Annotated in this window: 21 protein-coding genes and 1 pseudogene; 13 read left to right on the forward strand and 9 right to left on the reverse strand. The window is 68.0% G+C overall.

All coding sequences use genetic code 11. The features are described from left to right. Nucleotides 1–42 precede the first annotated feature (42 nt). A complete protein-coding gene (locus ACVWZ8_RS04800) occupies nt 43–669 on the forward strand; it encodes a DedA family protein (protein WP_456503964.1) in 627 nt (208 codons plus the stop codon). A 16-nt stretch (nt 670–685) separates the two neighbouring features. Here the strand turns inward: ACVWZ8_RS04800 and ACVWZ8_RS04805 are convergent, their stop codons facing one another. The 3 genes from ACVWZ8_RS04805 to ACVWZ8_RS04815 form a co-directional block, all read right to left on the reverse strand. Beyond that, nucleotides 686–991, reverse strand: coding sequence for a hypothetical protein (locus tag ACVWZ8_RS04805; RefSeq protein ID WP_456503965.1), 306 nt, complete (start codon nt 989–991; stop codon nt 686–688). 51 nt (nt 992–1,042) lie between these two features. Next, a complete protein-coding gene (gene ppc, locus ACVWZ8_RS04810; RefSeq protein ID WP_456503966.1) occupies nt 1,043–3,862 on the reverse strand; it encodes a phosphoenolpyruvate carboxylase in 2,820 nt (939 codons plus the stop codon). A gap of 240 nt (nt 3,863–4,102) precedes the next feature. Next, nucleotides 4,103–4,783, reverse strand: coding sequence for an NADPH-dependent F420 reductase (locus ACVWZ8_RS04815; protein ID WP_456503967.1), 681 nt, complete (start codon nt 4,781–4,783; stop codon nt 4,103–4,105). Nucleotides 4,784–4,913: 130 nt separating this feature from the next. Between ACVWZ8_RS04815 and ACVWZ8_RS04820 the strand changes: the two genes are divergently transcribed. Further along, nucleotides 4,914–5,561, forward strand: a complete 648-nt coding sequence (locus tag ACVWZ8_RS04820; RefSeq protein WP_456503968.1) for a TetR/AcrR family transcriptional regulator — start codon at nt 4,914–4,916, stop codon at nt 5,559–5,561. 84 nt (nt 5,562–5,645) lie between these two features. Then, a complete protein-coding gene (locus ACVWZ8_RS04825) occupies nt 5,646–6,473 on the forward strand; it encodes a DUF1684 domain-containing protein (protein ID WP_456503969.1) in 828 nt (275 codons plus the stop codon). Nucleotides 6,474–6,594: 121 nt separating this feature from the next. Here the strand turns inward: ACVWZ8_RS04825 and ACVWZ8_RS04830 are convergent, their stop codons facing one another. Both ACVWZ8_RS04830 and ACVWZ8_RS04835 read right to left on the reverse strand, forming a co-directional pair. Then, nucleotides 6,595–7,812 (reverse strand): acyl-CoA dehydrogenase family protein, encoded by a 1,218-nt coding sequence (locus ACVWZ8_RS04830; protein WP_426979798.1) that lies wholly within the window; start codon nt 7,810–7,812, stop codon nt 6,595–6,597. Beyond that, complete coding sequence (locus tag ACVWZ8_RS04835; protein WP_456503970.1) at nt 7,812–8,645, reverse strand: SDR family NAD(P)-dependent oxidoreductase; 834 nt, start codon at nt 8,643–8,645, stop codon at nt 7,812–7,814. The genes ACVWZ8_RS04830 and ACVWZ8_RS04835 overlap by 1 nt, the downstream gene beginning before the upstream one ends. Nucleotides 8,646–8,864: 219 nt before the next feature. Here ACVWZ8_RS04835 and ACVWZ8_RS04840 point away from each other — a divergent pair, with 219 nt between their 5' ends. From ACVWZ8_RS04840 to ACVWZ8_RS04855, 4 genes are all read left to right on the forward strand, one after another. After that, nucleotides 8,865–10,157: a glycoside hydrolase family 76 protein gene (locus ACVWZ8_RS04840; RefSeq protein ID WP_456503971.1), complete on the forward strand. Its 1,293-nt coding sequence runs from the start codon at nt 8,865–8,867 to the stop codon at nt 10,155–10,157. Nucleotides 10,158–10,322: 165 nt separating this feature from the next. Next, nucleotides 10,323–11,372 (forward strand): iron ABC transporter substrate-binding protein, encoded by a 1,050-nt coding sequence (locus ACVWZ8_RS04845; RefSeq protein WP_426975938.1) that lies wholly within the window; start codon nt 10,323–10,325, stop codon nt 11,370–11,372. A gap of 4 nt (nt 11,373–11,376) precedes the next feature. Then, complete coding sequence (locus ACVWZ8_RS04850; protein ID WP_456503972.1) at nt 11,377–12,969, forward strand: ABC transporter permease; 1,593 nt, start codon at nt 11,377–11,379, stop codon at nt 12,967–12,969. Next, the gene (locus tag ACVWZ8_RS04855) at nt 12,966–14,156 is read left to right on the forward strand and encodes an ABC transporter ATP-binding protein (RefSeq protein ID WP_456503973.1); all 1,191 of its coding nucleotides are present in this window, start codon (nt 12,966–12,968) and stop codon (nt 14,154–14,156) included. Before ACVWZ8_RS04850 ends, ACVWZ8_RS04855 begins: the two co-directional genes overlap by 4 nt. A 120-nt stretch (nt 14,157–14,276) precedes the next feature. Here ACVWZ8_RS04855 and ACVWZ8_RS04860 read toward each other — a convergent pair whose 3' ends face one another. Then, a complete protein-coding gene (locus tag ACVWZ8_RS04860) occupies nt 14,277–15,083 on the reverse strand; it encodes a phosphatase PAP2 family protein (protein ID WP_456503974.1) in 807 nt (268 codons plus the stop codon). 95 nt (nt 15,084–15,178) lie between these two features. Further along, complete coding sequence (locus tag ACVWZ8_RS04865) at nt 15,179–15,775, reverse strand: YdeI/OmpD-associated family protein (RefSeq protein ID WP_456503975.1); 597 nt, start codon at nt 15,773–15,775, stop codon at nt 15,179–15,181. 103 nt (nt 15,776–15,878) lie between these two features. Between ACVWZ8_RS04865 and ACVWZ8_RS04870 the strand changes: the two genes are divergently transcribed. After that, complete coding sequence (locus ACVWZ8_RS04870; protein WP_426975933.1) at nt 15,879–16,616, forward strand: VOC family protein; 738 nt, start codon at nt 15,879–15,881, stop codon at nt 16,614–16,616. Between the two features lie 7 nt (nt 16,617–16,623). Here ACVWZ8_RS04870 and ACVWZ8_RS04875 read toward each other — a convergent pair. Further along, nucleotides 16,624–16,935, reverse strand: a pseudogene (locus ACVWZ8_RS04875) (M20/M25/M40 family metallo-hydrolase); the annotation flags it as partial. On the opposite strand from ACVWZ8_RS04875, the gene ACVWZ8_RS04880 reads away from it, so the two are divergent. The 5 genes from ACVWZ8_RS04880 to tgt all read left to right on the forward strand — a co-directional run bounded on the left by ACVWZ8_RS04880 (nt 16,910) and on the right by tgt (nt 21,139). Beyond that, a complete protein-coding gene (locus ACVWZ8_RS04880) occupies nt 16,910–17,323 on the forward strand; it encodes a RidA family protein (RefSeq protein ID WP_456503976.1) in 414 nt (137 codons plus the stop codon). The pseudogene ACVWZ8_RS04875 and the gene ACVWZ8_RS04880 overlap by 26 nt on opposite strands. A gap of 42 nt (nt 17,324–17,365) precedes the next feature. After that, nucleotides 17,366–17,905, forward strand: coding sequence for an NUDIX hydrolase family protein (locus tag ACVWZ8_RS04885; protein ID WP_354242255.1), 540 nt, complete (start codon nt 17,366–17,368; stop codon nt 17,903–17,905). 119 nt (nt 17,906–18,024) lie between these two features. Then, a complete protein-coding gene (locus tag ACVWZ8_RS04890) occupies nt 18,025–19,023 on the forward strand; it encodes a DUF6707 family protein (protein ID WP_456503977.1) in 999 nt (332 codons plus the stop codon). Between the two features lie 49 nt (nt 19,024–19,072). Then, complete coding sequence (locus tag ACVWZ8_RS04895; RefSeq protein ID WP_456503978.1) at nt 19,073–19,798, forward strand: SRPBCC domain-containing protein; 726 nt, start codon at nt 19,073–19,075, stop codon at nt 19,796–19,798. Nucleotides 19,799–19,831: 33 nt separating this feature from the next. Next, entirely contained in the window at nt 19,832–21,139 is a 1,308-nt protein-coding gene (tgt, locus tag ACVWZ8_RS04900) for a tRNA guanosine(34) transglycosylase Tgt (protein ID WP_456503979.1), read from the forward strand. Between the two features lie 215 nt (nt 21,140–21,354). On the opposite strand, the gene ACVWZ8_RS04905 is transcribed toward tgt, so the two are convergent. Beyond that, the gene (locus tag ACVWZ8_RS04905) at nt 21,355–22,050 is read right to left on the reverse strand and encodes a queuosine precursor transporter (protein ID WP_456503980.1); all 696 of its coding nucleotides are present in this window, start codon (nt 22,048–22,050) and stop codon (nt 21,355–21,357) included. Nucleotides 22,051–22,153 lie beyond the last annotated feature (103 nt).

A 22,153-nucleotide genomic window follows, 5' to 3' on the forward strand; every position in this document is an offset into this window, starting at 1 on the left:
TCAGGAGCGAACGTACGGCCGGAAGTGCGGTACCTTGTGCCCATGGACTTCGGCAACGCGGACAGCTGGGGGGACGCGATCTATTTCTGGATCATCCCGGTCGTCATGGGCGATGCGATATTCCCGCCCGTCCCGTCCGAAATGGTCGTCATCACCGGCGGCGCGCTTTCCGCGGACGGGCGCGCCAACGCCTTCCTTGTGGTTCTCCTCGCCGCCCTGGCATCCTGGCTCGGCGACATCATCGTGTTCCAGCTCTTCAAGCGGCGGCTCAGCCATGTGCTCGACCGCTGGAAATGGGGCCGCTCGTTCCATCTGGCCGTGCACCGCGCCATTGCCCAGGCGGGCCGGTCCTCCACCTACGGGGCCATCATCGGCATCCGCTTCATCCCCGGCGGACGCTTGGCGACAACCGCCGCCGCCGGCATCGCCAACGTTTCCAGCCGCGGCTTCAGCCTTTGCGCGGCCCTCGGCGGCCTGCTCTGGGCCATCTGGTCGGTCGGCCTCGGATACTTCACCGGCGCTGCCACCAAGCTGCCGTTCTGGGCAAGCTCCCTGATCGGCGTCGGCGTTGGACTGGTGATCGGCGCCGTCGTGGGCGTGATTGTCACGCGGCGCCGCGGAGACCGTTCCCCGGTGGTGGGCGGACCCGAGGAGGAACTGGACTTTTGAGGCTGTCGGTGTACGCCTAAACGGGCGCCCAGCGGCCTCGGTTGCGGCGGAGGACCGTCAGGGATCCGGTCACGGCAACCCGTTCGACGGCGTCGCGCATCATGGCTGCCGACGCGAGCGCCTGGCTGTTCTCGCCACTGTACGACGTGGCCTCGACCAGGAAACGCAGATTCAGCTGCGGGACCCCGCCGGCCAGCTCCAGCTGGTTGGACTCCACGTGGTGGCGCGTTTCCAGCGCTTCCACGGCCGCGGCCATCACGGCCTCCGGCGGGTTGCCCGGCTTGAGCCCGGTGATCTTGAGTCTGCTCTGGAACGACGGCATAGGCTCAAGCCTAGCGGGACCCCACAACCGGCGCGGGCCGGGGCGTTACGGTTAGCCGGTGTTGCGCAGGCCTGCCGCGACTCCGTTGACGGTGATCAGCATGGCGCGCTGGAGGCGTTCGTCGATCTCCGCGCCGGACATGCTCTCCCCCGCGGCTGACCCGGCGCGGATCCGGCGCAGGAGCTCCACCTGCAGGTAGCTGATCGGGTCCAGGTACTGGTCACGGATCTCGAGCGAGCGCTTGAGGGTGGGCTGGGCATCGAGGATGACGTGCTCGCCGGTCAGGTTCTGGACCTCGGCGACGGTGAGCTCGTATTCGGCCCGGATGGCGCGGAACAGGTGGTGCAGCTCCTCCGGCACCAGGGTGGAGACGTAGTAGCCGGCGATGTCCAGGTCCGTCTTGGCCAGCGTCATTTCGACATTGGAAAGCACCGAGCGGAAGAAGTGCCAGCCCTCCATCATCTCCACCAGCTGGGCGGAGTGACCGGCCTCGCGGGCCGCCTTCAGGCCGGAGCCGACGCCGAACCAGCCCGGCACGATCTGCCGCGACTGGGTCCAGCCGAAGACCCACGGTATCGCGCGGAGGCCTTCCAGCCCGGCGCCGGAATCGGGCCGCTTGGACGGCCGAGAGCCGATGTTCAGCGAACCCAGCTGCTCCACCGGAGTGGAGGCCATGAAGTAGGCGGGCAGATCGGGATCGTCGATCAGCGTCCGGTACCGCGTAAAGGCGGCGTCCGAGATGGTCTCCATGACATGCCCGTAGCGTTCCCGCTGGTCTTCGGAGGTGCGCGGGGTGCGGTGCAGCGCGGAGCCCTGCATGACCGCCGCCAGCGAGAGTTCCAGGTTTTCCCGGGCCAGCTCGGGCAGCGAGTATTTGTCCGAGATGACCTCGCCCTGCTCGGTGAACTTGATTTCGCCTTCCAGCACGCCGTTGGGCTGGGCCATGATGGCGTCGTAGGTCGGGCCGCCGCCGCGGCCCACGGATCCGCCGCGGCCGTGGAAGAGGCGCACCCGGACGCCGTGCTTGGCCGCGACATCCCGGAGTTTCCGCTGGGTCTTGTGGATTTCCCACTGGCTGGTCATCACGCCGGATTCCTTGTTGGAGTCCGAGTAGCCGAGCATGACTTCCTGCACGTCGCCGCGCAGCCGGACCAGCTCCCGGTAGGACGAATCCGAGAGCAGCCGGTCCACGATCTCGGCCGAGGCGCGCAGCTCCTCCACCGTCTCCAGCAGCGGTGCGAAGCCGATCCTGGCATACGGCGCCTCGCCGAAGAGATTCACCAGCCCGGCCTCGCGGGCCAGCACGGCCGCGGCGAGGACGTCGTCCGCACCGCGGGTCATGGAGACGATGTACGTCTCGATCACGTCAGGGCCGTACGTGCGCAGGGCGCGGCGGATCTCACGGAAGACGTCGTAGGTGCCGTCCGCGACGCCGTCGAGCTTGATCGGATGGCCGGACAACGGTCGGCGGGAGGCCAGCTCCGACCCCAGCACCTCCAGCCGCTCGGAGCGGCTGAGCTCGGCGTACCGGACGCCGGGGCCCCCGAGGCGGTCCATCAGCTGCCCGACGGCGTCGTGGTGGTGGTCGGCGTGTTCGCGGATGTCGAGGGTGGCCAGATGCAGGCCGAAGGAGGCGATGGCCCGGCGGACCCGGGCCAGGGCGCCGTCGGCTGCGAGCGCGGCGTGGTGGTTCCGCAGGGACCGATCCAGCAGGCCCAGCTCGGCGAGGAGCTCCGCGGTGGCGGTGTAGTCGCGGCCCGGCTCGTGCGAAGAGCCCGCCGTCACCCGCCGGGCGGTGTTGAGCAGTTTGGCCTTGATGCAGGTGAGTTTAAGGCGGTAGGGTTCCTGGGCGTTGAGCTCGAGGACCCTGCGGTCCAGGCCCGGGAGGTTCTCGAGGTCGACGTCGATCGAGTCCAGCAGCTCCTGGTCCGCCCCGGCGAGCGCCGTCGAGTTGGACAGGATGGAGATGAGCCCGTCGATCAGGCCGATGCTGATCCGCACTGCGTGCTGGTTCTGGATCTGCAGGATCTCGCGGGTGACAGCCGCGGTGACGTTGGGGTTGCCGTCCCGGTCCCCGCCGATCCAGGAGCCGAAGCGGATGGGCGCCTTCTCCGCGGGCAGTGTGACACCGTGCTCGCCGAGGAGCTCAGAGAGGTCCGAAAGCATTTCCGGCATGGCGTCGGTGAGGATGCCGGTGAGGTAGTAGATGGCGTTCCGGGCCTCGTCCACCGGGGTGGGCCGGACCTGGCGGAGCTCGTCGGTCTGCCACATCTGGTCGATCACTTCGGAGAGCTGGCGGTCCTGGCGGCGGCGCCCGGACGTGCCCTCCTCGGTGGCTTCGGCGAGGATGTCGGAGAGCCTGCGGACCTTGTCCAGGACGGAGCGGCGGGAGGCTTCGGTGGGGTGCGCGGTGAAGATCGGGCGGACGTCGAGTTCGTTCACCACCTCCTGCAGCACCGAGGCACCGGCCTGGCCGGCGATGTCCGCGACGGCCTTGGCGAGCCAGCCGTCCTTTTCCTGGCGGGTGCGCAGCCCGCGGACCCGGTGCACCTGCTCGGCGGCGTTGGCCAGATGGAAATAGAACGCGAAGGCGCGGACCAGGTCGGTGGCCTGCTCCAGGGGCAGCGAGCCGAGCAGTTCGCGGACCTGGGCGACGACGTCGTACGAGCTCCACGGCCCGGTGGCATCGGCACCGCCGCGGGCGGCTTCCTTGGATTCCTTGGTCAGCAGGCGGACCTGCTCCACCAGGGCCAGGAGTTCGGGGCCGTGCTGGCGGACGAGGGATTCGCCGAGCAGGGTGGAGACCCGGCGTACGTCGGCGCGGAGTTCAGAGGCGAGATCGGTGCCGGAATTCATTGCAGTGTCAGCCATGGAAACTATCTTTCGAGGGTTCGACTTGGCTCGTACACTGCGCTGGATACTGTGAGCCCGGTTACTTCTTCCTAAGGGATGTTACCCGCAGCCCGCGCTTGCCGGGAATCCGTCTCAGATAGTGTCCGTCCGCGACTGCCTGCCGTCGGGCCCCCAAGTGGCTCGCAGTAGTTGACGTTTAGGGACGTGGGAACGTGGGAACGACAACAACTGCGAGCTAGTTGGGCCCGGCGGATGCCCTTAGCGGGCGACCTTGAAGTTGAAGTGCCCCGTGCCGAGAGAGCCCCAGACGCGCAGCCAGAGCGGCAGGATCATTTCAGCGCCGCGGGCCGTGGTGATGTCGCCCAGGTCGATGATGTCCCGGTGTCCCAGGCCCGTGAGGAGTCCCCTCACAGTCTCCTTGGCCTCCGCGTCATTTCCCGAGACGAACACGGAGTGGTCCCCGCCGGCCACGCGCACCGGATCCACCATCACGCTGGCGGTCATCGTATTTAGTGTCTTGACCACCCGCGCTTCCGGGAATGCCCGTTGGAGCTGCTCACCGAGGCTGTCGGTATTCACCGGATTCAAGAAGGGCGGAAACCCCTGGGAGAAATCCAGCGGGTTCGCAATGTCGGCGAGCACCTTGCCGGCCAGGTTTGGGGCACCGGCCGCGGTTAGTGCCTCGAGGGAGCCGCCGCCATTGGTGGCGTTGACGATGATCTCGCTGCCCGCCGCGGCATCGGCAAAGGTCGCGACTCCGATCTGGCGGTGCGTCTCGTGCCACGGGGCAAATGCCGGGCCGCCGGTCGCACCGGGTTCGGTCCGGGCCAGCGTCGCCTGCGGATCGCGCGTACCGATCACGACGTTGTGGCCGAGGGTTGACAGGGCGGCCGCGACGGTGGGTCCGACGGTTCCGGTTCCGAATACTGCGATCTTCATGATGTCCCCGTTCGGGATGGATGCAGGTTGGTGGAGGGGTAGACAAGCCCGTCTACGATTTGAGCGAGACGTTATCAGACAGCTTTTTCTGCGGCAAGGATGGACAGACTTGTCTGTGTACCATGGAGCCATGACCCCGCCCGCAGCCAAAACCGCGCAGGCTGTCCGCACTCCCGCCGGACACGCCCGGGACAAGATCCTGTCCACGGCTTTCCGGCTTTTCTACGCCCAGGGTCTTCGCGCGGCCGGCATCGATACGATCATTGCCGAATCCGGCGTCGCCAAGGCCACCTTCTACAAGTACTTTCCCGCGAAGGATGAGCTGATCCTTGCCTACCTGGAGAAGGCGGACGGCATCTGGACCGGACAGCTCCACGCCGCCGCCGACGCCGCCGGGCCGGACCCCGCAGCCCGGCTCGTGGGATTGTTCGATGCGCTGGAAAGCGCCTGCCGTCGCGATGGCTACCGCGGCTGCGCCTTCATCAACGCCGCCGCCGAGTCCGCCTCCGGCACCCGGGTTCATGAGCGGACGGTGGCGCACAAACAGCACATCCAGGCCTGGATCCACGGCATGGCTGAGGAGGCCGGCGCCCGTAACCCGGGCCAGCTCGCGCGCAGCCTCACCCTGTTGCTCGACGGCGGCCTGGCCATCGGCGTCCTCGACGCCGACCCGGCAGCCGCGGCTGCTGCCCGCGCCACCGCGGCCCAGCTTGTGGCCGCGGGCCTGAACCGCTCCCCGGAAACGCCCGACGCCGACCGCCCCCACTCCCCCAACTGAGTCGCATTTGTTGCCGTTTTGAACCGTGAAAACGACACAACTGCGATCTAGTTGGGATCACACTGACCGCATTGGAGGACCTTCTTGAGCACCGACCTAACCACCCCTGACCCGCGGCTTGCCCGCTGGCAGCGTTTTCGGAGCAGCCGCAACACCGCCCTCGCGAGCGATCACGGCTGGCTCACGCTGACTTCTTTCCAGTGGCTGGACAGCGAGCCCTCCGCCGTCGAACTCGTCCCGGGGCTGTGGTCCACGGACGGCACGACGGCGTCCCTCACCGCTGCTGCGTCCGACGGACTGACGCTGGTGGCGGCCGGCGAACCCGTGGACGGAACCGTCAGTGCGACGCTTTCCGATGAGGAGTCGCTGATGTGGGCCCAGTACGGCGGCAACGACGGCCGCCAGGTGGTGGTGGAGCTGGCGATGCGGGCTGGCAGGTACGCCGTCCGCACCCGGGATGCGAAGTCGCCCGTGTTCACCGAATTCGACGGCGTGCCCACCTTCGACTTCCGGCCGGACCTCGTGGTCGAGGCGAAGTTCCTGCCGTACCCGGAGCCTGTGGACGTCCCGATCGGCACCGCCAACCCGCTGGTCGACGGGGTGCACCGCTCGGTCGGCGACCTGGTATTCCGGCTGCCCGGCAAGGCCCACGAGTTCCACCTGCAGGCCGAAGAGGAGAAACTCGGGGCCCTCACGGTCACCTTCCACGACGAAACCAACGGTGAATCGACCGACGAGTGGCGCAAGGTGTCCACCGCCCGGCCCCGCCCGGACAACACCGTGATCCTGGACTTCAACCGGGCCATCAACTACCCCAGCGCCTTCACCCCGTACGGCACCTGCCCCATGCCGGTGAAGAATAACAGCCTGGACTACCGGATCGAAGCCGGGGAGAAGGAGCCGTTCACCTAGGCCGACTCCTGAGCCACGCGCCCGCCCCTCGCGCGAACGCCACGCGCGAGCGGACACTTGAGGCCCCGAAATTGCGCATTTCGGGGCCTCAAGTGTCCGCTCGGCCGGAGATTCCAGGAGATTACACGATCGCGGAAACCCCGGTCACGGCGCGGCCCACAATCAGGGTGTTGATCTCGAACGAGCCCTCGTAGGTGTAGATCGCCTCGGCGTCGGAGAAGATCTTGGCCATCCGGTAGTCGGTGACGATCCCGTTGCCGCCCAGCAGCGACCGGCCCATCGCCACGGTTTCGCGCATCCTGGCGCTCACATAGGACTTCGCCAGCGCCACCTGCGGCATGTCCGCGGCGCCCTGCTCCTGCAGCTGGGCGATCCGGACCATCATGCCCATGCTGGCCACGGCGTTGCCGAGCATCGTCACGAGCTGCTGCTGCACGAGCTGGAACTTCGCTAGCGGCCGGCCGAACTGCTGGCGTTCGACGGCGTACTGCCGCGCGACGTCGAACGCGGCCAGCTGCTGCCCGACACCCTGCCAGGCGACCATGATCCTGGAGCCACGGAGCAGCTCGTTCGTGTCCTCGAAGCTGTTGATTCCAGCGAACCGGTCCGTCTCGGCCACCCGGACGTCCTCGAACACGATGTCCGCGTTCTGCACGGTCCGCAGCGCGATCTTGTTCTCGATCCTGCTCCGGCCCACCCCGGGCAGGGCCGCGTCCACGATGAAGCCGCGGATGCCGCCGTCGGCCTCATCGCGGGCCCACACCAGCATGTAGTCGCAGAACGTCCCGTTGCCGATCCAGCGCTTGGCGCCGTTGAGCACCCAGCAGTCACCGCCGTCGGCCGCTCCCCCGGCCACCCTGCGGGCGCTGGTCTCCATCCCGCCGGCGACGTCCGAGCCGTGCTCCGGTTCGGTGAGCGCGAAGGCGCCTGTGGTCCGGAGGCTGGCGGCGTCGTCGAGCAGGCGGGCCTTTTGTTCCTCGGAGCCGAAGCCGTAGAGGGACTCCACGAAGAGGTCGTGATGGACCAGGAAGAACGTCGCGAGGGAGGTGTCCACCCGGGTCATCTCGGCGATGACCAGTCCCGCGAAGAGGTTGCTGTAGCCGCGCTGCGCCGGGGCACTGAGCTGAAGGGCGGCGAGCTTCGGCAGGATGTGGGCGGGGAATTCGGCGTTGTTCCACCAGTCCGTGGCGAACGGCGCGACCTCGCGGGCCAGGAACTCCCGCAGCTCCGCCAGCTTCGCCTGCTCCGCCGCGCTGAGCAGCGACTCGAAGTCGAAGAAGTCGGCGGCCGGCAGCCCGGCCGTGGACGGGGAGGAGCCGGGGCCGAACCCGGCCTGCATCACTTGGGCCCCATCCGGATGGCGCCGTCGAGGCGGATGGTCTCGGCGTTGAGCATGGCGTTGTCCACAATGTGCGCGGCAAGGTTCGCGAACTCGGCGGGGCGGCCCAGCCGGGACGGGTGCGGCACCTGGTGCCCCAGGGAGTCCTGGGCCTCCTGCGGCAGGCCGGCCATCATGGGGGTCTCGAAGATGCCCGGGGCTATCGTGACGACGCGGACCAGCGAGCGTGCCAGCTCACGGGCGATCGGCAGCGTCATGGCGGCCACGGCACCCTTGGAGGCGGCATACGCGGGCTGGCCGATCTGGCCGTCAAAGGCGGCCACTGAGGCGGTGTTGATGATGACGCCCCGTTCCGGCCCCCCGAGCTGGGTCACGGCCGGCTCGGTGGCAACCATCGCCGCCGCGGACAGCCGGATGACGTTGAAGGTGCCCACGAGGTTGATCTGGATGACGCGGTTGAAGGCCTCCAGCGGGAGCACGCCGTCGCGGCCCAGCACCTTGCCGGGGGTGGCGATCCCGGCACAGTTGACCACAATCCGCAGCGGGCCCAGCGCAACGGCGGCGTCGACGGCGGCCTGCACCTGCTCCTCGTTGGTGACATCCGCGGGGACGAAGACTGCCTTGTTGGCGGGTTCCATGGGATCGCCGGCTTCCGGGGAGCCTGCGCCCACCGGGCCCCCGGCATTCAGCCCGGCGGCGAACGCAGCCCCGGCCGAGCCCGGCAGGTCCACGAGCACCACGGAGGCGCCGGCGTTGAACAGCCGCCTCGCGGTCGCCGCGCCCAGGCCCGACGCCCCGCCGGTGACCAGCGCAACAGTACCTTTGATGTCCATGCATCCTCCTTGATGTGGAACCTGGCCCCGGCCGCGGACTGCACGCAGCGTGCTGCGGCCGCCGCGCGACAATCACTGCGGCGATCACCCGAGGCGATCACGCGCGGCAATCACCCGCGGCAGGGAACATTAGTTAGTTCAGGTTAACTGAAATCCGGGCGGCCCGCACCTCCCGCGAAGATCCCGCTCCGGCAGCACCGCCGCCGCTAGGCTTGGCCCATGAGCCCAGCAGATGCCCCCGCCGCCCCCAACTGGTCCTTTCGCGCCGACGAAGCGGCCCGCTCGGTGACCAGGCTTTTCGGGCAGCGGCTCTTCTTCCTGCCGGGGACCCACATCGCGGCGATTGTGCGGCCGTCGGGCCGGCTGAAGAACCTCGCCCGGCCGTGGCACTACTGGTGGCAGGCGCACTACGTGGACGCTCTGGTGGACACCGGCCGCCGCGAACTGGGCAGCGCCGGCCACCCCGGAACACGGTTCGACGGCGAGAACCGGCCAAGCGCAGGCCAGCTCGCCTCCGAGCTGGTCACCGGCATCCGGCTGCGCAATTTCCTCACCTTCGTCAACAACTACTACGACGACATGGCCTGGCTGGCCCTTGCCACGCTGCGGCTGGCAGGCCTGGCGGAGGACACCCGCAAACCCGCCGGCCGCCGGCGGAACGCCAAGGTCCTGAAGAGCCTCACGCTGCAGTTCGACTCCGCTTCCACCGACGACCTGGGCGGCGGCACGTTCTGGAGCAAGAAACGGGATTTTAAGAACACACCGGCCACCGCTCCGGTGGCCCTCTACTACGCCCGCACCGGCAAGGCAGCCAAGGCGCAGGCCCTGCTGGACTGGCTGGACGCGCGGCTGTACGACCCGGAACAAGGCATGTACCAGGACGGCCTGCGCATTTCCGGCACCGGCGAGGTGGTGCTGGAATCCGCGATCTACACCTACAACCAGGGCCCCGTCCTCGGCGCCCTGCTGGAGCTCGGCGGCACGGCCAACCTGGAGCGCGCGTCCGCCCTTGTGGCCTCGGCGGCACGCAGCCTCACCATCCCCGCCCCGCTGTTGGCCCGCACTGCCACCGTGCTGCGCTGCGAGGGAGGCGGCGACGGAGGGCTCTTCACCGGCATCCTGGCCCGCTATCTGGCCCTGGCTGCCCTCGATGAGCGGCTTCCGGACGAGACCCGCGCCGCGGCCGCCGTGCTGGTGAATGACACCGCCGAGGCGTTCTGGGAAGGCCGGCGCGTCGTCTCGGCCCAGGAACCCCTGGCGCGCAAGGGCAGCCGGCTGGTGTTCTCGGCCCGGCCCGAACTGGCGGCGCGCCGCAGCTACCCGGCCGGCGCCGTCGTCGAACTCTCCACCCAGCTCCAGGCCTGGATGGTGCTGGAAGCCGCCGCTGCAATCGCCGGCAGGACCGGGGGCCCGGCCGCGGAAGAAGCGCCGGCCGGGGCCGGAACCGATCCGGCGCCCACGGAAGAAGCGGCAGCAGACGCGCCAAGTCAGGAAGGCGAGGAAGGGAATTAAGTCACGCAATAGTTTCGTAATTCATGTGATCCTGATCACTTAGGCCGGTCTCGGCTTGGTTGCTTAGGTTTGGCTAACCTACAGTTTTCGTTAGTGAGCATGCCCTAACTCCCCGCTCACGGGGGCTAGGGTTCCCTGACCTTTTTCCTTGCAGAAAGTAGCCCCATGAAGATCCGCAACAACGCGCTGGCGGGCATCGCCCTCGCCGCGACCGCCGCGCTCGGCCTGGCAGCCTGTGGCTCCGGGACCTCCCCCTCCGGAAGCAGCAGCGCCGGAGCGGACGGCAAAGGTGAGATCACGGTCTACAACGCCCAGCACGAAAGCCTGACCCAGGAATGGGTGGACGCCTTCACCAAGGAGACCGGCATCAAGGTCACCCTGCGCAACGGCGAAGACCCGGAGATGGCCAACCAGATCATCCAGGAAGGCCAGGCCTCTCCGGCCGACGTCTTCCTCACGGAGAACTCCCCGGCGATGGCCCAGGTGGAGAACGCGGGTCTCTTCGCTGACGTGGACAAAGCCACCACGGAGCAGGTGCCGGCCGGCTTCCGCCCGAGCACCAACAAGTGGACCGGCATCGCCGCCCGCTCCACCGTGCTGGTCTACGACAAGACCAAGCTGACCGAAGACAAGCTGCCCAAGTCGATGCTGGACCTGGCAAAGCCGGAGTGGAAGGGCAAGTGGGCTGCTTCACCGTCCGGCGCCGACTTCCAGGCGGTCGTTGCCGCACTGCTGGAACTCAAGGGCGAGGCCGCGACGGAAGAATGGCTCAAGGCGATGAAGGAAAACGCCAAGGACTACAAGGGCAACAGCACCGCCATGAAGGCCGTCAATGCCGGTGAAGTCGAGGCCGCCCTGATCTACCACTACTACTACTTCGGCGACCAGGCCAAGACCGGTGAAAACTCCAAGAACGTGGCCCAGTACTACTTCAAGAACCAGGACCCGGGCGCTTTCCTCTCGCTTTCCGGCGGCGGCGTGCTGAAGTCCTCCAAGAACGCGGCCGCGGCCCAGTCCTTCCTGAAGTTCATCACCGGCAAGAAGGGCCAGGAAGTGCTGCAGAAGGGCACATCCTTCGAGTACGCCATCGCCTCCGAGGTCCCCGCCAACGAGAAGCTGGTCCCGATCAAGGACCTTCAGGCTCCCACCGTGGACCCGGCCAAGCTGAACTCCGAGAAGGTCACCGAACTGATGACCAAGGCAGGACTGCTGTAATTCTGTGACCACTGATCTATCGGCCCCGGAAACGTCCGGGAGCACGACGACGGCGGGCAGGGGCAAGCGCCCCCGCCCGCCTTTCGGCGTATCTGCGGTAGCGGTCCTCGCGGTGCTGATCGCCCTGTTTTCCCTTGTCCCGCTGGGCTACGTCGCCTTTATGACGGCCGTCACGGGCTGGGACACGGCGGCGGCGCTGATCTTCCGGCCGCGCGTGGGCGAGCTGCTGCTGAACACAGTCCTGCTGATTGCGATCACCGTACCGCTGTGCCTCGTCCTTGGCGTCGGCGGCGCGTGGCTGGTGGAACGGACCACGCTGCGTGGACACAAGATCTGGGCCGTTCTGCTCGCGGCCCCCCTTGCCATTCCGGCCTTCGTGAACAGCTATGCGTGGGTTTCGGCCGTGCCGTCTCTGCAGGGCCTGTCCTCCGGCGTGCTGATCGCCACGCTTTCCTACTTCCCGCTGGTCTATATCCCGGCCGCGGCGACCCTCAGCCGGCTGGATCCGGCGATTGAACAATCCGCCGCGTCCCTGGGCCTCGGTGCCTGGCGTGCCTTCTTCCGCGTGGTGCTGCCCCAGCTGCGCATCGCCATGACCGGCGGAGCCCTCCTGGTGTCCCTGCACCTGCTGGCCGAATACGGGGCCTTCGCCATGATCCGTTTCGACACCTTCACGACGGCGATCATGGTGCAGTACCGGTCCACGTTCAACGGCACGGCGGGGAACATGCTGGCCAGCGTGCTGGTGTTCCTCTGCCTGATCCTTCTGCTCGCGGAGGTCCGCAGCCGCGGCACCGCACGGTACGCCCGCGTGGGCTCCGGAGCGCAGGCGAAAGCGCTGCAGCTTCCCCTTCACTCCTACCAGCTTCCCGCCCAGCTGTCCCTGCTCGCCCTCACCGCGCTGGCCTTCGGCCTTCCACTGTGGTTCGTCGTGCGCTGGATCTTCGCAGGCGGACCGGGAATCTGGGCCGCGGAGGAGTTCCTGCCGGCGCTGCTGCAGACGCTCGCCTACGGTTTGGCCGGGGCCGTGGTCACCACCGTGGTCGCGTTCCCCATGGCGTACCTGGCCGTGCGGCACCCCAGCTGGTTCAGCAAAGCCCTGGAACTGTCCAACTACGTCACGAGCTCCATGCCCGGGATCGTGGTGGGCCTGGCCTTCGTAACCGTGGGCATCCGGCTGGTACCCGGCATGTACCAGACCACGGGGCTCCTGATCGCCGCCTATGTGCTGCTGTTCCTGCCGCGGGCGCTGGTCAATATCCGGTCCGGCCTGTCCCAGGCGCCCAAGGAACTCGATGAGGCCGCCCAGGCGCTGGGCAAGCCTCCCCTGCTGTCCTTCCTCCGGGTGACGCTGCGCCTCACGGCCCCTGCAGCCGCGGGCGGGGCCGCACTGGTGTTCCTCGGAATCGTCAACGAGCTGACGGCCACCCTGCTGCTCTCCCCCAGCGGGACCCGGACCCTTGCCACCGAGTTCTGGAACAAGAGCAGCGAAATCGACTACGCCGGCGCCGCCCCCTACGCACTGCTGATGATCCTGATCTCGGCACCGATGACCTATCTCCTTTTCCAGCAGTCCAAGAAAGTAGCGGGACAGTGACCGATTCTTACTCTTCGCGCGACGCCCCCTCCCGGCTTCCGGAACCGCGAATCGCAGCGTCCGTGGCGCCCAGCACCAACAGCCACCTGGAGATCGACGCGGTCACGAAGAACTTCGGTTCCCAGGCCGTGCTCAAGGGCGTCAACCTCTCGGTAGCCAAGGGCGGAACGACGGCGATCGTTGGCCCGTCCGGCTCCGGCAAGACCACGCTGCTGCGCCTCATCGCCGGCTTCGAGCACCCCGAAACCGGCACCATCTCGCTCAACGGCAGCAAGGTGGCCGGAGACGGCGTCTGGGTCCCCGCCCACAAGCGCCACGTTGGCTACGTGGCTCAGGACGGCGCCCTGTTCCCGCACCTGACGGTCGGACAAAACATCTCCTTCGGCCTCGACGCCTCCAAGCTCCCCGGCGGCCACCGCGGCGTCAAGACCCGGGTCGCAGAGCTGCTGGAAATGGTCTCCCTCGACGCGGCCATGGCCAAGCGCCGGCCGCACCAGCTCTCCGGAGGGCAGCAGCAGCGCGTCGCCCTGGCCCGGGCCCTGGCCCGCGAGCCCGAGCTCATGCTGCTGGACGAACCCTTCTCCGCCCTCGACGCCGGCCTGCGGGTCGCGACCCGCCGTGCCGTAGGCAAGGTTCTGCACGACGCCGGCGTGACCACCATCCTCGTCACGCATGACCAGGCCGAGGCGCTGTCCTTCGCGGACCAGGTCGCAGTGATGCGCGGCGGGAGACTGGCACAGATCGGCAACCCCTTCGTCGTCTACACGCGTCCGGCGGACCGCGCCACCGCGGAATTCCTGGGCGACGCCGTCATCCTTGACGCCTGGATGGAGGGCTCCCTAGCCACCTGCTCGCTCGGCGGCATCCCGGTCCGCCGGCCCCCGGCGCAGGGCCGGGTCCAGCTCATGCTCCGCCCCGAACAGATCCGGATCGCCGAGGACGGGCCGATCCGCGGCGTCGTGGTGGACACCGACTACTTCGGCCCGGAAACCACCGTCCGGCTCAAGCTCGCCGTCCCGCCGGTCCTCGCCGAGGGCGCCGTGGCCGACCACCGGTACCCCGGCGGCGGCGAGATCATCACCATCCGGCACTGGAACGCCTCCATCGCCCGCCCCGGCACCGAGCTGTGCCTGCGCGTGGTGGGCGAAGGCGTTGCCTTCCCGATGGACGACGCGGCGCACGAGTAAGTTCTGTGGCGGTGCGCGGTGGTAAGCGCCTGCGCGTCAAGCCGGACTCTGGCCCTTCAGCTACCACTGCGGCTCGGTCTGGAGCCACGACACGGCCATCGCCATCCGCAGGCGTGGTCCTCAGCCTCGGCTGTGGTGATCGCCCAGGCCGTGGGGGTGGGGTTCTAATCCGGATGGGATGTTGGTTTCCTCCACGGCGCTTCCCGCTGAGAGCCGGGCGGTCCTGGCCGAGCGCAGTCCGTCTGCAAGGATGACCATCCCGGTGACGGCCACCGCCAGTCCCAGCGAGGCGAGCACGTCCGTCAGCCAGTGGTAGCCGAGGTAGAGCCGGCTGACGGCGACCAGCACCGTGCCGGCGGCGGCCGCGGCGAAGGCGAGGAACGACGTCGGACGCCTCCCCCGGCCCGCCGCGAACAGGTAGGCGAGAACCAGGAGGAAGACCCCGGCGCCGAAGGTATGGCCCGAGGGGAAGGACATGGCGTCGTCCGGGCCCAGCAGGAAGTCAACGGCAGCGGGCCGGGCGCGGTCCACCTCGTGCTTGATGAGGGTGGACAGGGCAAAGGTCGCCGCCATGGCACCGATCAGCAGGGCGGGCCGCCAGAGCTCCCGTTTCCAGGCGGCCCAGCCCAAGGCAAGTGCAAACCCGATCACCGTCATCCAGAGCGGCGACGTCACCGTGGTCACAGCCGTCAGGACGGCGGTGGCCGCCGGGTTCCGGGACGCCACGAGCCCGTCATGCACCGGCGCGTCCCAGGCGGCGATCCCGCTGTCCGATTGAACCGCCGCAAGCATCGCCCAGAAGATGGCGTCGCCGGCCACCAGCAGACCGGCGGCGCCGAAGAACAGCCGGCGCTGCGAGGGCACCGTGGAGACGTCGGAGGCGCGGGAGATGTCCGAGGCGCGCGGCAGTCGGTGGGCAGTAGGCATCAGCCGAGTCTGCCACCCCGACCTGCCCGTACCCCGGGCATCCGCTGGGAGTTCGCATGACCCCGGCTGCCCGTTGGATGGGCCCGGCGGCCGGGTCAGGAGTCCGACGGGCGTTTGACCTGCGGATACGGCGTCTCGTGGCGGGATAGCATCTCGACAAAGCCGGTGATCTTTTTCTCCCGCGTCGATGCCTGCTTGACCGCGTTGGTCCGGTAGATCAGCGCGTAGCGGTTCACCGAGGTCAGGACGTCGAACATGGCCTGCGCCCGGGGATCGGCCGCAATGGCCGCCGCGAGATCCTCGGGCAGCTCCGCGGTCGAAGCCCCGGAATAGGCGGCTTCCCACCGCCCGTCGGCCTTGGCGGCGTCGACGGCGGAACGGCCCGCCGGCGCCATTTTGCCCGCGGCTTCGAGGCGTCCGATCCGGTCCACGTTCCGCGCGGACCATACGCTCCTGGCGCCCCTCCGGGTCATCCGCTGGCAGGAACTCTCCGCGTCGCGGCGCCGGCCCTGGCCGTCGATCCAGCCGAAGCAGAGCGCCTCCTGCAGCGCGGCCTCATAGTCCAGCTCGGTCACCGAGCCGCCCTTCTTGTGCAGCACCAGCCACACCCCGGGGCTGTCCGCGTGATGCGCCTGAAGCCATGCCCGCCACTCGGCGGCGTCTCTAACCAGCAGTTCCTCAAGTTCAGCCATGGCACCATTGTGCTCTAGGAGCCGCCTTGATCAAGGCGTGGCATCATGGCCATGTCACCATCGACTGCATGTCACCGTCGATTCCGCGTCCAGGGAGAAGCCAATGCTGCGTGTCCGTCCCATCCACTTCACTTCCCGCATGGATCAGTGGGAAAGCCTCCTCACCGATCTGGGCCTGGTGAAGACCGTTGACGGGACTGAATGGCGGGAGTTCGACGCCGGCGCAGGCCGCCTGGCACTCCACCGCAGCGCGGCTGGCTCCGCCGATGACGGCACCACTTCCTTCGGCGTCGAAGTGGGCGACCTCGCGGAGTTCGCCCGCCGTGCGAATCAAGCCGGCGCAGAAACGGGAAACGCCCCGGCTGAACTCATCCAGGCGGACCACGGGGACTCCTGCCGCATCACCGGCGAGGACGGCTTCAGCTTCCTGGCCGACAAGGCTGCCCACGGCGCCAACCGTGCGGACGCTGACCCGGCGCTCGCCGTCGTCGAAGTCTGGTTCACCGGGGATGCTGCCGCTGCCGCCGAAACGCTGCGGAGCATCGGCGCCCGGTTCCGTCCCGTCCCTGACGACGACGAGACTGCCGACTTCACCGCCAAGAATGGCGGGGTGCTAATGGTGCGCACCGGTTCCGGCCCGGCACGGTCCGGCCTGGGCTTTGAATACACCGGTGACCTCTCCGCCCTGCGGGACCGGCTGGCGGCCGCGGGCCACCGGGTCAGCATGACGGAAGAGGCGTACGGACGGAGCCTGCACGTTGCCAACCCCGACGCGGCCGATCTGTCGGACAACCCCAACGGGGCGACGCTCTGGATTTCGGCGAAACCGGCAGGGGCCTGACCCGGGGTCAGTCCTCCAGCACGCCGTTGCAGAGCCGGTTGACGACCTCGGTGAGCATCGTCAGTCCGGCCACGATGTCCTCGTCCGTGGTGTATTCGTGCTCGTTGTGGGAGATCCCGTCCACACTGGGCACGAACAGCATGACCGTCGGGGCGAGGTCCTTCATGTTGGTCGAATCGTGCCCGGCCAGGGTCATGACCTGCTTGTTGGCCAGGCCCAGGTCCGCCGCCACCTTGGCCGCGAGTTCAACGCCCTCGGGCTGGTACGGGGTCACGGGCCAGGAGTGGGCGTGGTTGCGTTCCACCGTGACGTTCGCCAGCTCCCAGGCGGTCGTCGCCAACGGCTTCGTGTTCACCGCCGGCCAAATTCCCGCGATCAGCGGGCTGGACCACCAGCCCGACACGTTCGAGGACCAGGTACGCCAGACCATCCTCAACCTCCGGTCCGTGCTCGAGGCCGCCGGGTCCGGCCTGGAACACGTGGTCAAGGTCAACGCCTACCTCACCGTGCCCTGCTGGAGCTGTACCCCGGCGCGGTACTGGTCGTGGACATGTCCGGTGACCACCGGCACGCGCCGGTGGGCGCCGTCACCGCGGCGGCGGCCACTGCGCAAGGCGCCGCAGGCACTGGTCTCCGACGCCGCCGAACCGGCGCTGCTGGCACGGATCGCATCCGGCGAGCCGCTGGAATCGGTGCTGGCGATCTGACGGACGGCGGGGAACGGGTCAGGGATGCGGTAGAACTTAACCATGAACGTTCGCACTCCCGACCCGAATCCCGGCTGGCTCTCCGACGACGATTTGTTCGAGGCGCGCGGCCGGCTGCCCATGGTCTATGTCGAGGCCGTGCCGGTCAGGCTGGATCCGCTGGGGTTCGTAAACGAGGTCGGCACCCTGTTGCAGGCCGACGAGGACGGCACCATGGTCCGCTCCCTGGTCTCCGGGCGGGTGCTGTACCGCGAGACCATCCGGGCCGCACTGCTGCGCCATATGGAGAAAGACCTCGGCCCCCTGGCGTTCCCGCAGCTGCCCATCAGCCCGGTGCCGTTCACGGTGGCCGAATACTTTCCCGCCCCGTCCCAGACGGGGTTTACCGACGACCGCCAGCACGCCGTTTCGCTGGCGTACATCATCCCCGTCACCGGAGAATGCACCCCGCGGCAGGACGCCCTCGAGCTGACCTGGATGACCCCCCAAGAAGTCATGAGCTCGGACGTGCAGCTGGAATTCAGCGGAGGCCGTGGCGCGCTCATCCGCCAGGCGCTGGCCTTCGCGGGCGTCGGCAACTGACCGCTGCCTGGCCGCACCGTAAAAGTCCCGGGACTCCCGGAGGTTCCCGTGCGTCCCCGACTTCACAGGTGCCTTTTGTAGACTGTTGGGCGGACCGTAAGAGAATTTAAGGACTCCAGATGACCCACCCCCCAGCCTCCCGGAACTACAGCGAACAGCAGGCTGGAACTCTGCAGACCGGCCACCACCTGCTCCTTCCTGACGGCAAACGCTCCGCCGAAATCCAGCGCGTCGACGTCGAAACCGACGATTTCGGCACCCCCGCAATGGTCCTGGCGACGCTCACCGGCGGCGGCATGCTGCGGATCGCTGCCGGCTCCGCCGTCAAGATCGTGGATGAGGCCCCTGATGAGGTGGTGGAGGCTGCCGGCCGCGAAGACGTCCAGGCGACCACGGCCGCGGACGCCACCCCTGACGCCGCCGGCAACCCCGCGACGGCGCCCGCCGTCGTCGTCCCTCCCCTGCCTTCCGCACCGCCGGGAACGAGCGGGCCCAGCGAGGAGGACCTGGCACTGATCCCGTCCGCTGAAGGCACACCGGAGTCCGTAGTGGAAGCCGTGGCCGAGGCGTACCCGGACGCTGTGGGCGTGCTGCTGCTGACCGAGCGGCTGGCCAAGGGCATCAACACCAAGTCCGGCAGCTGCCTCAAGGACCTCAGCGATCTGGCGCAGGAGCTGTTCATCATCCGCAAGGACGCCGAGAACGCCCTCGCCGTCGCCGACGTGCTCAACGTCCTGCCCTTCGATGGGAACCCCGGACGATGGGCATCGGTCGAGGCGGCACTGGCACTCTCCAGCTACATCTGCCGCCAGCTCGGGCAGGAGGAACGCGCGGCAGTCTACGAGAAGTTCCTCCGGACGCCGGACGGTATGGAAACGGACCCGTTCAAGGCCCGGATCAACGCCAAGGTGCGCCAGCGCTCACTCAATGAACCGAACCTGTATGACAAAGAGATCTTCCGCGCCATCGACAACTCGAACCCGGATGCGGAACGGGAATGGCGGCTGCTGCGGCTGGAGTCGCTGCTCGTCCTGCGCGCCCACGGAGGCTCGGAAACCATCGGCGCCCCGGAGCTGGAGCGCCGGATCGGCAACGAACTCGAATCTGTCCGCGCCTGACTTCCGTTTGGCCCTACCCCGTGGCGGCCCGGCGTTGTAGATTCGCCCCATGACGAACAACCTGAGCGTTGTGATCAACTCCGACGTGCAGCAGGTTTGGACAATGCTGCGCGAACCGTCCAAAGTGGCAGAGTGGCACGGTTGGCAAGCTGATGATCAGGCCGCCGAGATCACTGAAATCTACTTCAGTCCCAAGGTGGTCGAGGGCGCGGACCACACCTCCCTCGTGGTCGACGGCGGGGACGTCTTCACGCTGAAACCGGTCCCCACCGGTACGGAAGTCAGCGTCACAAGGGCCGCGATCGACCACAACTCGGAGTGGGCCGCCTGGGATGAGGACATCACCCAGGGCTGGCTGACCTTCCTTCAGCAACTCCGCTTTGCCCTGGAGCGGCATCCCCACGGCAGACGCCGGACCTTTTTCTTCTCGGTGCCCGGAACGGAGGGATCCGTCATCGACAAGCTCGGCCTCAGCGATGTGCCCGCCCCGGGCGAACCGTATTCGCTCACCCTGGCCACCGGCGAGGACATTTCCGGCAGGGTTTGGTTCCGGAGCAACCACCAGGCGGGGCTGACAGTCCACAACTACGCGGAGCACGGCGAGGGCCTCGTGATCGTGGCGGACCAGCCGGCCATCCCGGACGTCCGGCCCGACGGCGGCTCGCTGGTGATCGTCTCGAGCTACGATCTGGGGGCGCACCAGCTTGAGGCCGTCCGCAACTACTGGGACAAATGGCGGGCCGAAAACTACCCCACCTCCGATCCGCTGCACTAAAGGTTGAAGGCATTCAGCTGGCACACTTGAACGGTGCCAGCCAAACCTGAATCAGACGCGTCGCCGCTCCAGCCAGCCCAGCAATCCGAATTTTCTTTCCGCGTGGGCAAACGCCTGAGCGAAAGCTGCTCGCCGTCGGGCGCGCAGCTGGCGGCGAACGGCGGCGATTTCCTGGGCCGCACCGGCACCATCACCACCCCGCACGGTGAAATACAGACGCCCGCGTTCATCGCCGTCGGCACCAAGGCCACGGTGAAGTCAGTGTTGCCCGAATCAGTCGCCGAGCTGGGGGCGCAGGCCGTGCTGGCCAACGCCTACCACCTGTACCTGCAGCCGGGCGCGGACATCCTGGACGAGGCCGGCGGGCTGGGCGCCTTCATGAACTGGGCCGGCCCCACCTTCACGGATTCCGGCGGGTTCCAGGTGATGAGCCTGGGCTCGGGGTTCAAGAAAGTCATCGACATGAAAACTGCGCCAGTTGCGGATACCGCCGTCCCGGACGACGCCGTCGCACCAGGCAAGGAACGCCTGGCCCACGTGGACGAGGAAGGCGTGTGGTTCAAGAGCCACCTCAACGGCGACCGGCACCGTTTCAGCCCCGAGATCTCCATGAACGTCCAGCACCAGATCGGCGCGGACATCATGTTCGCTTTCGACGAGCTGACCACCCTGCAGAACTCCCGCGGCTACCAGGAGGAATCCCTGGAACGGACCCGCCGCTGGGCCGAGCGCTGCATCACCGAGCACTTCCGGCTGACGTCCGAGCGTGCGGGCAAGCAGTACCAGGCCCTGTTCGGGGTCATCCAGGGCGCCCAGTACGAGGACCTGCGCCGCAAGGCCTGCCGCGATCTCGGTGCCATGAACTTCGACGGCTTCGGGATCGGCGGGGCACTGGAGAAGGAGAACCTCGGCACGATCGTGCGCTGGTGCAACGAGGAACTGCCGGAGAACAAGCCGCGGCACCTCCTCGGCATCTCCGAACCGGACGACATTTTCACCGCCATCGAGAACGGCGCGGACACCTTCGACTGCGTCTCCCCCACCCGGGTGGCCCGCAACTCGGCGTTCTACCACCCCAGCGGCCGGTACAACCTCTCCGGTGCCAAGTACAAGCGCGACTTCGGCCCGCTGCAGGAAGGCTGCGACTGCTACGCCTGCCTGAACTACTCGCGGGCCTACATCCATCACCTCTTCAAGGCCAAGGAGATGGTCTCGGCCACGCTGATCTCGATCCACAACGAGCGCTTCGTGGTGAAGATGGTCGATGACGCCCGGCTGGCCATCGAGTCCGGCAGCTTCTTCGAGTTCAAGGCCGAAACCTTGGCGAAGTACTACTCGTAGGGCATCCCGCCGGGGGCGTCCAGGCGCCGAAGTCGCCGGAACCGTGCCAGGTCGCCGGAAGGTCCCTATGTGCCAGCCCGCAGGTGATCGGCGAATTGGGGGGCGGCGGGGCGGGTGGACGGCGTCGGGGCGTGTGGGGGGCGGCGGCGGGGCGGCGGCGGGGCGGCGGCGGGGCGGCGGGGCGGGTGGGCGGCGTCGGCGGGGTCGGCGGGGTCCTACGCCACGTAGGAGGGTTCGCGCTTCTTGATCCAGCCGATCACGGCCGCGGTGACCGGGACGAAGAGGAACTCCACGAGGGTCTTGTACAGGAAGCCCACGACGACGTAGTTCACGAAGGTGCCGGCGTCGGTAATCCCAATGACGGACGCGGCGATGCTGCAGAAGATCAGGGTGTCCACGAATTCGCCGGCCACGGAGGATCCCATGAGCCGGGCCCACAGGGTCTTCTCGCCCGTGCGCGCCTTCAACTTCACCAGGATCCAGGCGTTGATGGTCTGGCCGGCCAGGAACGCCAGCAGCGAGGCGAGCACGATCTGCGGGACCGGGCCCAGCGCCCCTTCCAGGGCGGCCTGCTTGGAGGCACCGAAATCGTCGTCGAACCCGGGCAGCGCAATGATGATCCAGTAGCAGAGCGATGCGAAGACTGACAGCGCGAACGCCGTGACGATGGCCTTGCGCGCCACCTTGAAGCCGTAGACCTCGCTGATGACGTCGCCCAGGATGTAGGCGAGCGGGAAGAGGAAGAAGCCGCCGTCGGTGATGATCGGGCCGATGGCTACGCCCTTGGACGCCCCGATGTTGGACAGGATCAGCACCACGGCCATGAAGGCCAGCATGATGCCGAAGTATGGGGAGCCGATCGAGGCGAACTTTGGCGGCGCTGAGGCCGGGAATGTCTGGGCGGAGGTCATGGGGTTCCATTCATAGTGGTTCGCTCGGCGACCAAGGCCCGGGGAAGGACCACGCTCGGCAGCCGGCTGTATTAGCACTGGTCGGCCCCCGCGAACAGACCGC

The sequence above is a fragment of the Arthrobacter sp. UYCu723 genome (genome assembly GCF_054059215.1).

Coding starts and splice junctions, on each gene's coding strand:
- ACVWZ8_RS04800 (WP_456503964.1), top strand. CDS start 43: ATGGACTTCGGCAACGCGGACAGCTGGGGGGACGCGATCTATTTCTGG.
- ACVWZ8_RS04805 (WP_456503965.1), bottom strand. CDS start 991: ATGCCGTCGTTCCAGAGCAGACTCAAGATCACCGGGCTCAAGCCGGGC.
- ppc (WP_456503966.1), bottom strand. CDS start 3,862: ATGGCTGACACTGCAATGAATTCCGGCACCGATCTCGCCTCTGAACTC.
- ACVWZ8_RS04815 (WP_456503967.1), bottom strand. CDS start 4,783: ATGAAGATCGCAGTATTCGGAACCGGAACCGTCGGACCCACCGTCGCG.
- ACVWZ8_RS04820 (WP_456503968.1), top strand. CDS start 4,914: ATGACCCCGCCCGCAGCCAAAACCGCGCAGGCTGTCCGCACTCCCGCC.
- ACVWZ8_RS04830 (WP_426979798.1), bottom strand. CDS start 7,812: ATGCAGGCCGGGTTCGGCCCCGGCTCCTCCCCGTCCACGGCCGGGCTG.
- ACVWZ8_RS04835 (WP_456503970.1), bottom strand. CDS start 8,645: ATGGACATCAAAGGTACTGTTGCGCTGGTCACCGGCGGGGCGTCGGGC.
- ACVWZ8_RS04840 (WP_456503971.1), top strand. CDS start 8,865: ATGAGCCCAGCAGATGCCCCCGCCGCCCCCAACTGGTCCTTTCGCGCC.
- ACVWZ8_RS04845 (WP_426975938.1), top strand. CDS start 10,323: ATGAAGATCCGCAACAACGCGCTGGCGGGCATCGCCCTCGCCGCGACC.
- ACVWZ8_RS04860 (WP_456503974.1), bottom strand. CDS start 15,083: ATGCCTACTGCCCACCGACTGCCGCGCGCCTCGGACATCTCCCGCGCC.
- ACVWZ8_RS04865 (WP_456503975.1), bottom strand. CDS start 15,775: ATGGCTGAACTTGAGGAACTGCTGGTTAGAGACGCCGCCGAGTGGCGG.
- ACVWZ8_RS04870 (WP_426975933.1), top strand. CDS start 15,879: ATGCTGCGTGTCCGTCCCATCCACTTCACTTCCCGCATGGATCAGTGG.
- ACVWZ8_RS04885 (WP_354242255.1), top strand. CDS start 17,366: ATGAACGTTCGCACTCCCGACCCGAATCCCGGCTGGCTCTCCGACGAC.
- ACVWZ8_RS04890 (WP_456503977.1), top strand. CDS start 18,025: ATGACCCACCCCCCAGCCTCCCGGAACTACAGCGAACAGCAGGCTGGA.
- ACVWZ8_RS04895 (WP_456503978.1), top strand. CDS start 19,073: ATGACGAACAACCTGAGCGTTGTGATCAACTCCGACGTGCAGCAGGTT.
- ACVWZ8_RS04905 (WP_456503980.1), bottom strand. CDS start 22,050: ATGACCTCCGCCCAGACATTCCCGGCCTCAGCGCCGCCAAAGTTCGCC.